Annotated in this window: 17 protein-coding genes; all 17 read left to right on the plus strand. The window is 39.1% G+C overall.

Annotation, left to right across the window (positions count from 1 at the left end; all coding sequences use genetic code 11):
* Nucleotides 1–61 precede the first annotated feature (61 nt).
* Nucleotides 62–367 (plus strand): 50S ribosomal protein L24, encoded by a 306-nt coding sequence (gene rplX / locus HMPREF2542_RS09280; protein WP_003071325.1) that lies wholly within the window; start codon nucleotides 62–64, stop codon nucleotides 365–367.
* Nucleotides 368–390: 23 nt separating this feature from the next.
* On the plus strand, nucleotides 391–933 hold the full coding sequence (gene rplE / locus HMPREF2542_RS09285) for a 50S ribosomal protein L5 (protein WP_003071324.1): 543 nt from the start codon (nucleotides 391–393) through the stop codon (nucleotides 931–933).
* Between the two features lie 17 nt (nucleotides 934–950).
* Complete coding sequence (locus tag HMPREF2542_RS09290; protein ID WP_001085699.1) at nucleotides 951–1136, plus strand: type Z 30S ribosomal protein S14; 186 nt, start codon at nucleotides 951–953, stop codon at nucleotides 1134–1136.
* A 168-nt stretch (nucleotides 1137–1304) separates the two neighbouring features.
* Nucleotides 1305–1703 carry a 30S ribosomal protein S8 gene (gene rpsH, locus HMPREF2542_RS09295; protein ID WP_003071323.1) on the plus strand — a complete coding sequence of 133 codons (399 nt, stop codon included), beginning with the start codon at nucleotides 1305–1307 and terminating at the stop codon, nucleotides 1701–1703.
* Between the two features lie 194 nt (nucleotides 1704–1897).
* The gene (gene rplF / locus HMPREF2542_RS09300; protein ID WP_003071322.1) at nucleotides 1898–2434 is read left to right on the plus strand and encodes a 50S ribosomal protein L6; all 537 of its coding nucleotides are present in this window, start codon (nucleotides 1898–1900) and stop codon (nucleotides 2432–2434) included.
* Nucleotides 2435–2515: 81 nt separating this feature from the next.
* On the plus strand, nucleotides 2516–2872 hold the full coding sequence (rplR, locus tag HMPREF2542_RS09305; RefSeq protein WP_003040651.1) for a 50S ribosomal protein L18: 357 nt from the start codon (nucleotides 2516–2518) through the stop codon (nucleotides 2870–2872).
* An 18-nt stretch (nucleotides 2873–2890) separates the two neighbouring features.
* Complete coding sequence (rpsE, locus tag HMPREF2542_RS09310) at nucleotides 2891–3385, plus strand: 30S ribosomal protein S5 (RefSeq protein WP_006269137.1); 495 nt, start codon at nucleotides 2891–2893, stop codon at nucleotides 3383–3385.
* 13 nt (nucleotides 3386–3398) lie between these two features.
* The gene (gene rpmD / locus HMPREF2542_RS09315; protein ID WP_058669928.1) at nucleotides 3399–3581 is read left to right on the plus strand and encodes a 50S ribosomal protein L30; all 183 of its coding nucleotides are present in this window, start codon (nucleotides 3399–3401) and stop codon (nucleotides 3579–3581) included.
* 160 nt (nucleotides 3582–3741) lie between these two features.
* A complete protein-coding gene (rplO, locus tag HMPREF2542_RS09320) occupies nucleotides 3742–4182 on the plus strand; it encodes a 50S ribosomal protein L15 (protein WP_003071320.1) in 441 nt (146 codons plus the stop codon).
* Nucleotides 4183–4194: 12 nt separating this feature from the next.
* On the plus strand, nucleotides 4195–5502 hold the full coding sequence (gene secY / locus HMPREF2542_RS09325; RefSeq protein ID WP_003071319.1) for a preprotein translocase subunit SecY: 1308 nt from the start codon (nucleotides 4195–4197) through the stop codon (nucleotides 5500–5502).
* Nucleotides 5503–5745: 243 nt separating this feature from the next.
* Nucleotides 5746–6384, plus strand: coding sequence for an adenylate kinase (locus HMPREF2542_RS09330; protein ID WP_058669927.1), 639 nt, complete (start codon nucleotides 5746–5748; stop codon nucleotides 6382–6384).
* A 116-nt stretch (nucleotides 6385–6500) separates the two neighbouring features.
* On the plus strand, nucleotides 6501–6719 hold the full coding sequence (gene infA / locus HMPREF2542_RS09335) for a translation initiation factor IF-1 (RefSeq protein WP_001029883.1): 219 nt from the start codon (nucleotides 6501–6503) through the stop codon (nucleotides 6717–6719).
* Between the two features lie 24 nt (nucleotides 6720–6743).
* Nucleotides 6744–6860, plus strand: coding sequence for a 50S ribosomal protein L36 (gene rpmJ, locus HMPREF2542_RS09685; protein ID WP_001808836.1), 117 nt, complete (start codon nucleotides 6744–6746; stop codon nucleotides 6858–6860).
* 15 nt (nucleotides 6861–6875) lie between these two features.
* On the plus strand, nucleotides 6876–7241 hold the full coding sequence (gene rpsM / locus HMPREF2542_RS09340; protein ID WP_002262317.1) for a 30S ribosomal protein S13: 366 nt from the start codon (nucleotides 6876–6878) through the stop codon (nucleotides 7239–7241).
* A gap of 19 nt (nucleotides 7242–7260) precedes the next feature.
* Nucleotides 7261–7644 carry a 30S ribosomal protein S11 gene (gene rpsK, locus HMPREF2542_RS09345; RefSeq protein WP_001118385.1) on the plus strand — a complete coding sequence of 128 codons (384 nt, stop codon included), beginning with the start codon at nucleotides 7261–7263 and terminating at the stop codon, nucleotides 7642–7644.
* A 44-nt stretch (nucleotides 7645–7688) separates the two neighbouring features.
* The gene (locus tag HMPREF2542_RS09350) at nucleotides 7689–8627 is read left to right on the plus strand and encodes a DNA-directed RNA polymerase subunit alpha (RefSeq protein WP_003071316.1); all 939 of its coding nucleotides are present in this window, start codon (nucleotides 7689–7691) and stop codon (nucleotides 8625–8627) included.
* A gap of 11 nt (nucleotides 8628–8638) precedes the next feature.
* Nucleotides 8639–8897, plus strand: a 259-nt coding sequence (rplQ, locus tag HMPREF2542_RS09355) for a 50S ribosomal protein L17 (protein WP_070484755.1), incomplete at its 3' end; no start/stop codon positions are given.

Here is an 8897-nt window from a genome sequence, read left to right on the forward strand (position 1 = left end):
GTCCCCTATCTTTGATTAGATAGGGTGCCTATCAAGGCGTAAGAAATCAAAGGAGAAACCAATGTTTGTAAAAACTGGCGACAAAGTTCGCGTGATTGCTGGTAAGGACAAAGGTGTTGAAGCCAAAGTCATTGCCGCACTTCCAAAGGTAAATAAAGTTGTTGTTGAAGGTGTAAACATCATCAAGAAACACCAAAAACCTAATAATGAAAATCCTCAAGGTGCTATCGTAGAAAAAGAAGCACCAATCCATGTATCTAACGTTCAAGTGTTGGACAAAAATGGTGTTGCAGGGCGTGTTGGCTACAAGTTTGTAGACGGCAAAAAAGTTCGTTACAATAAAAAATCAGGCGAAGTGCTTGACTAATCACGAAGGAAAGGAGAAGTATAATGGCTAATCGTTTAAAAGAAAAATATCTTAATGAAGTAGTTCCTGCTTTGACTGAAAAGTTCAACTACTCATCTGTTATGGCTGTGCCAAAAGTGGATAAAATCGTTTTGAACATGGGTGTTGGTGACGCTGTTTCAAACGCTAAAAATCTTGAAAAAGCTGCTGAAGAGCTTGCTCTGATCTCAGGTCAAAAACCACTTATTACTAAAGCTAAAAAATCAATCGCCGGCTTCCGTCTTCGTGAAGGTGTAGCGATCGGTGCTAAAGTAACTCTTCGTGGTGAACGTATGTATGAGTTTTTGGATAAATTGGTTACTGTATCGCTTCCACGTGTTCGTGACTTCCACGGAGTTCCAACAAAATCATTTGATGGACGTGGAAATTATACACTTGGTGTGAAAGAACAGTTGATTTTCCCAGAAATTAGCTTTGATGATGTTGATAAGACACGCGGTCTAGATATCGTTATCGTAACAACTGCTAACACCGATGAAGAATCACGTGAATTGCTTACAGGCCTTGGAATGCCTTTTGCAAAATAATCTAGGAGGTAAATAAATTGGCTAAAAAATCAATGATTGCTAAGAACAAACGCCCAGCGAAGTTCTCTACGCAAGCTTACACTCGTTGCGAACGTTGTGGTCGTCCACATTCTGTTTACCGCAAATTTAAACTTTGCCGTGTTTGCTTCCGTGAATTAGCATACAAAGGACAAATTCCAGGCGTTACCAAAGCATCTTGGTAATATTATGATGTGAGAGCGTTAAGAGAACGCAGTAAAAATAGGAAGTTTGATGCAGGAGCGATGCTCCAAAGCAAATTGGTCTTTTTGGCCAAAGCTGTCGCGCTCTCTGTATCATGTATTAACTAGCAAGTGAAAGCTTCAAACTACTAGTAAGAGGAGAAAATAAAAATGGTTATGACTGACCCAATTGCAGACTTTTTAACACGTATTCGTAATGCGAACCAAGCAAAACACGAAGTGTTGGAAGTACCTGCTTCAAATATTAAAAAAGGAATTGCTGAAATTCTTAAACGCGAAGGTTTTGTGAAAAACGTTGAGTACATTGAAGATGACAAACAAGGTGTTATTCGTGTGTTCTTGAAATACGATCAAAACGGTGGAAAAGTAATCACTGGTTTGAAACGTATTTCAACTCCAGGGCTTCGTGTTTATAAAAAACGTGAAGATCTTCCAAAAGTTTTAAATGGACTTGGAATTGCAATCATTTCAACATCTGAAGGCTTGTTGACCGATAAGGAAGCACGTCAAAAGAATGTTGGTGGGGAAGTAATCGCCTACGTTTGGTAAAATTAAGATACAAAGCTCGTAAAGAACAAAGCAAAATTAGGAAGTTGGAGCAGTTTGTTTACAAACCAGCCAACTTATCTATTTTGCACAGTTCTTAGAGCGTGTTCAATTTAGCTATTGAACACAATAAGTATCTTTAACCCCGTGAAAACTAGTCGCTTTGCGGCTTGATAATCTAACAGGAGAAAAATAACATGTCACGTATTGGTAATAAAGTTATTCCATTGCCTGCTGGTGTTGAATTGACCAACAAGGACAACGTAGTAACTGTAAAAGGACCTAAAGGAGAACTCACTCGTACGTTCTCAAAAGATATTGAAATCCGTGTGGAAGGAACAGAATTAACACTTCACCGTCCAAACGATACAAAAGAAATGAAAACAATTCACGGAACAACTCGTGCCCTTTTGAACAACATGGTTCATGGTGTCTCAGAAGGCTTCAAGAAAGAACTTGAAATGCGCGGGGTTGGTTACCGTGCTCAACTTCAAGGGAAAAAGCTTGTGCTTTCAGTTGGTAAATCGCATCCAGATGAAGTAGAAGCTCCTGAAGGTATTACTTTTGAACTTCCAAATCCAACGACTATTGTTGTAAGTGGAATTTCAAAAGAAGTAGTAGGGCAAACTGCTGCTTACATTCGTAGTCTGCGTGCTCCAGAACCATATAAAGGTAAAGGTATCCGCTACGTTGGTGAATTTGTTCGCCGTAAAGAAGGTAAAACAGGTAAATAATGTTAAACGGTTGTTCTTCAACCAAAATAATTATTTCCAACTTTGTGCTTAGGCACACAATAAAATTAAGAGGTGAAAATTGTGATTTCGAAACCAGATAAAAACAAAGTCCGCCAAAAACGCCATCGTCGCGTTCGCGGAAAACTCTCTGGAACTGCTGATCGCCCACGTTTGAACGTTTTTCGTTCTAATACAGGCATCTACGCTCAAGTAATTGATGACGTAGCGGGTGTAACGCTCGCAAGCGCTTCAACTCTTGACAAAGAAGTTTCAAAAGGAACTAAGACTGAACAAGCCGTTGTTGTTGGAAAACTCGTTGCTGAACGTGCAGTTGCTAAAGGTATTTCTGAAGTGGTGTTTGACCGCGGTGGATATCTCTATCACGGACGTGTAAAAGCTTTGGCTGATGCAGCTCGTGAAAACGGATTGAAATTCTAATAGGGAGGACACTAGAAAATGGCATTTAAAGACAATGCAGTTGAACTTGAAGAACGCGTAGTTGCGATTAACCGTGTTACTAAAGTTGTTAAAGGTGGACGTCGTCTTCGTTTTGCAGCTCTTGTAGTTGTCGGTGACCGTAATGGTCGTGTAGGCTTCGGTACTGGTAAAGCTCAAGAAGTACCAGAAGCTATTCGCAAGGCAGTTGAAGATGCGAAGAAAAATTTGATTGAAGTACCAATGGTTGGCACAACAATTCCTCACGAAGTTCTTTCAGAATTTGGTGGAGCTAAAGTATTGTTGAAACCAGCTGTAGAAGGTTCTGGAGTTGCTGCTGGCGGCGCCGTTCGTGCCGTTATCGAATTGGCAGGTGTGGCAGATGTAACATCTAAATCGCTTGGTTCTAACACTCCAATCAACATTGTTCGTGCAACTGTTGAAGGTTTGAAACAATTAAAACGCGCTGAAGAAGTTGCTGCCCTTCGTGGTATTTCAGTTTCTGACTTGGCATAAGAAAGGAGATAACATGGCTCAAATTAAAATTACTTTGACTAAGTCTCCAATCGGACGCATCCCGTCACAACGTAAAACTGTTGTAGCACTTGGACTTGGCAAATTGAACAGCTCAGCTATCAAAGAAGACAATGCTGCCGTTCGTGGTATGATTACAGCTGTTTCTCATTTGGTAACTGTTGAAGAAGTAAAGTAAGCAAAAATTTTTGCTGCAAAACTTTAACTTGAAAATAAATTAGGGGATGGGAGAAATTTCTCAGCCCCTAAAACTAAATATGTGTATAGGCGAGTTTGCAGTAGGGACACCTTTTCCCTGCTGCGAGCGCTAGCATTTTACAAAAGAGGAGAAAATAATAATGAAACTTCATGAATTACAACCTGCTACAGGTTCTCGTAAAGTCCGCAATCGTGTTGGTCGTGGTACTTCATCAGGTAATGGTAAAACTTCTGGCCGCGGTCAAAAAGGTCAAAAAGCTCGTAGTGGTGGAAAAGTTCGTCTTGGCTTTGAAGGTGGACAAACACCATTGTTCCGTCGTATGCCAAAACGTGGTTTCTTAAATATTAATCGTAAAGAATATGCAATTGTTAACCTTGATCAATTGAATGGCTTTGAAGATGGTACAGAAGTAACACCAGTTGTTCTCGTTGAAGCAGGTATTGTAAAAGCTGAAAAATCTGGTGTTAAGATTCTTGGTAATGGTGAATTGACGAAGAAATTGACTGTTAAAGCAGCTAGATTCTCTAAATCAGCCGAAGAAGCTATCACTGCTAAAGGTGGTTCAGTGGAAGTCATCTAAGTGAGGTGACCTATGTTTTTTAAACTATTAAAAGATGCATTAAAAATCAAACAGGTTCGTTCTAAAATTCTCTTTACAATTTTTATTGTATTAGTATTTCGAATTGGTACAACGATTACTGTTCCAGGTGTTAATGCAAAAAGCTTAGAAGCTCTTAATGGGCTTTCCTTTCTAAACATGCTTAGTCTTGTCTCAGGTAATGCATTGCGGAATTTTTCAGTTTTTGCATTGGGAGTAAGTCCATACATTACCGCATCCATTGTTGTACAACTACTCCAAATGGATATTTTACCTAAGTTTGTAGAATGGGGGAAACAAGGTGAAGTTGGACGAAGAAAGTTAAATCAAGCGACGCGCTATATTGCCTTAGTCTTGGCATTTGTTCAATCTATTGGTATTACAGCAGGTTTCCATACCTTATCGAGTGCAAAATTAGTAGCAACACCTAATTGGCAGACCTATTTGCTAATTGGCTTTCTTTTAACAACGGGTTCTATGATTGTGACTTGGTTAGGGGAGCAAATTACAGATAAAGGGTATGGTAATGGTGTTTCTATGATTATCTTTGCAGGTATCGTAGCAGCAATCCCAGGAATGATTAAAAGTATATATGTAGACTACTTTGTCAATGTACCAAGCAGCCGTATTACTTCATCTATCATTTTTGTTACTATTCTGATTATAGCTGTTTTACTCATTGTTTACTTTACAACCTTCGTTCAACAAGCAGAATATAAAATTCCAATCCAGTATACCAAGATAGCTCAAGGGGCACCTTCTAGCTCTTACCTTCCTTTGAAAGTTAACCCAGCAGGTGTTATTCCTGTTATCTTTGCAAGTTCGATTACTGCCGCACCTGCAGCTATTTTCCAATTTTTGACAGCTACAGGTCACAATACACAGTGGGTTCGAGTGGCGCAGTCGTTGTTTGCGACGACGACAGTCAGCGGCATCGCAATGTATGCTCTCTTGATTATTTTGTTTACATTTTTCTATACATTTGTACAAATCAATCCAGAGAAAACTGCGGAAAATTTGCAAAAGAGCGGTGCCTATATTCATGGTGTCCGTCCGGGTAAAGGTACAGAAGAATACATGTCCAAGCTGCTTCGTCGCTTGGCAACAGTTGGTTCACTTTTCTTAGGCTTTATTTCGATTTTACCGATTTTAGCAAAAGATTTATTTGGATTGACAGATGCTGTTGCTTTGGGTGGTACTAGTTTGTTGATTATTATTGCGACTGGTATTGAAGGGATGAAACAACTTGAAGGTTATCTTCTAAAGAGAAAATATACTGGCTTTATGAATACAACAGAATAGAATAAAGCAAAGAAAGATATTTTAACTTGAAAAGAAATTTGCGTTAAATAACGAACGCAATGGTTGATGATGAAAATGAGCTTTTGTTTTCATCTTGAATCAACTATGTTGCGGGGTGGGAGAGCAAATCGAAAATCATAGATTTTCTGAAGTCTGTCCCACTCTTTCTATTTTGTTTTTAAATAAGTTTATGAAATGCTGTTAATTAATAGATTTGTTTAAAAACAAAAAAGGAGAAGGATTATGAATCTTTTGATTATGGGCTTGCCAGGCGCAGGCAAGGGAACACAAGCAGCCAAAATCGTTGAGAAATTTGGTGTTGCACATATTTCAACGGGAGACATGTTTCGTGCAGCTATGGCAAACCAAACTGAAATGGGTGTACTTGCTAAATCATACATTGACAAAGGCGAATTAGTACCTGATGAAGTGACCAATGGAATTGTCAAAGAACGACTATCACAAGATGATATTAAAGAAAAAGGCTTTTTGTTAGACGGTTACCCACGCACCATTGAGCAAGCTCATGCGTTGGATGAGATATTAACTGCCCTTAGTCTTGTTTTGGATGGGGTTGTCAATATTGAAGTAGATCCGAATAGTCTACTAGAGCGCTTGAGTGGACGGATTATTCATAAAAAAACGGGAGAAACTTTCCATAAAGTATTTAATCCACCAGCAGATTATAATGAAGAAGATTATTACCAACGTGAAGATGACAAACCTGAAACAGTGAAACGTCGTTTGGATGTCAACATTGCACAAGGTCAGCCGATTATTGATCATTATCGCGCTCAAGGTTTGGTTCACGATATTCAAGGTAACCAAGAAATTGATGCAGTCTTTGCTGACATCGAAAAAGTCTTGATGAATTTGAAATAAAAGCGTTTTTCAAGCTTGCAATATTTGACAAGTAGTGATACAATGAATTAGTCTGACTTATAATTGTTACCTCTGTGTCCAGAGGAACGAATCGAAATTTAGGGAGGTGCTTTTGCGTGGCAAAAGACGATGTGATTGAAGTTGAAGGCAAGGTTGTTGATACCATGCCAAATGCAATGTTTACGGTTGAACTTGAAAATGGACATCAGATTTTGGCAACAGTTTCTGGTAAAATTCGTAAAAATTATATTCGTATTTTAGCGGGAGACCGTGTTACTGTCGAGATGAGTCCATATGATTTGACACGTGGACGGATCACCTACCGCTTTAAATAATCGAAATACTTGGAGGGATAAAAAATGAAAGTAAGACCATCGGTCAAACCAATTTGCGAATACTGTAAAGTTATTCGTCGTAATGGTCGTGTTATGGTAATTTGCCCAGCAAACCCAAAACACAAACAACGTCAAGGATAATAGAAAGGAGAAAAAATGGCTCGTATTGCTGGAGTTGATATTCCAAATGACAAACGTGTAGTTGTTTCACTTACTTATGTATACGGTATCGGTCTTCCAACTTCTAAGAAAATTTTGGCTGCTGCTGGAGTTTCAGAAGATATTCGTGTGAAAGATTTAACATCTGATCAGGAAGATGCTATCCGTCGTGAAGTTGATGCTATCAAAGTTGAAGGTGACCTTCGTCGCGAAGTAAACTTAAACATCAAGCGTTTGATGGAAATCGGTTCATATCGTGGAATCCGTCATCGTCGTGGACTTCCTGTACGTGGACAAAACACTAAGAACAACGCTCGCACTCGTAAAGGGAAAGCTGTTGCGATTGCTGGTAAGAAAAAATAATATAAGGAGGTAAAAAGTCTTGGCTAAACCAACACGTAAACGTCGTGTGAAGAAAAATATCGAATCTGGTATTGCTCATATTCACGCTACATTTAACAACACTATTGTTATGATTACTGATGTGCACGGTAATGCAATTGCTTGGTCATCTGCTGGAGCTCTTGGATTTAAAGGTTCTCGTAAATCTACACCATTTGCTGCCCAAATGGCATCTGAAGCTGCTGCAAAATCTGCACAAGAACACGGTCTTAAATCAGTTGAAGTTACTGTTAAAGGTCCAGGTTCTGGTCGTGAGTCAGCTATTCGTGCTCTTGCTGCCGCTGGTCTTGAAGTAACAGCTATTCGTGATGTGACTCCTGTGCCACACAATGGTGCTCGTCCTCCAAAACGTCGCCGTGTATAATCATAAACCATTACACTGCTTTTCGTTTAAGAGGGAGTAACTAAATGATTGAGTTTGAAAAACCAAATATAACAAAAATTGATGAAAATAAAGACTACGGCATATTTGTAGTAGAACCACTAGAACGTGGTTATGGTACAACGCTTGGGAACTCACTTCGTCGTGTACTTCTTGCATCTCTACCAGGTGCTGCTGTAACATCTATCAATATTGAAGGTGTATTGCACGAATTCGATACAGTTCCAGGTGTCCGTGAAGATGTGATGCAAATCATTCTGAACGTCAAAGGGATTGCTGTAAAATCTTACGTCGAAGACGAAAAGACGATTGAACTGGATGTTGAAGGTCCTGCAGAAATTACTGCCGGTGATATTTTGACAGATAGTGATATTGAAATTGTAAATCCTGATCATTATCTTTTTACAATCGGTGAAGGCGCTAGCTTAAAAGCTATTATGACTGTAAATGCAGGTCGTGGTTATGTGCCGGCTGATGAAAATAAAAAAGATGATGCACCAGTAGGAACGCTTGCGGTAGATTCAATCTATACGCCGGTGAAAAAGGTTAATTACCAAGTTGAACCAGCTCGCGTTGGTAGCAATGATGGTTTTGATAAATTAACTCTTGAAATCATGACAGACGGAACGATTATTCCAGAAGATGCCTTGGGACTTTCTGCGCGTATTTTAACGCAACATTTGGATTTATTCACTAATTTAACTGAAGTGGCAAAATCTACCGATGTAATGAAAGAAACAGAAAAAGTTTCAGATGATCGTGTGTTAGATCGTACAATTGAGGAATTGGATTTATCAGTTCGTTCATACAACTGCTTGAAACGAGCTGGTATCAATACTGTATTTGATTTGACAGAAAAAACTGAACCTGAAATGATGAAAGTAAGAAATCTAGGACGGAAGAGTCTTGAAGAGGTAAAAGTAAAACTTTCTGATCTCGGTCTTGGATTAAAAAACGATAAATAAAGGAGGAAAACATGGCTTACCGTAAACTAGGACGCACTAGCTCACAACGTAAAGCAATGCTTCGCGATTTAACCACTGACTTGATTATCAATGAATCAATCGTGACGACAGAAGCTCGTGCAAAAGAAATCCGTAAAACAGTAGAAAAAATGATTACCTTGGGTAAACGAGGAGACTTGCATGCACGCCGTCAAGCAGCAGCTTATGTACGTAATGAAATTGCATCAGAAAACTATGATGAAGAAACAGCAAAATATACTTCAACTACTG

The sequence above is a fragment of the Streptococcus sp. HMSC034B05 genome (genome assembly GCF_001809055.1).
Taxonomy (GTDB): domain Bacteria; phylum Bacillota; class Bacilli; order Lactobacillales; family Streptococcaceae; genus Streptococcus; species Streptococcus constellatus.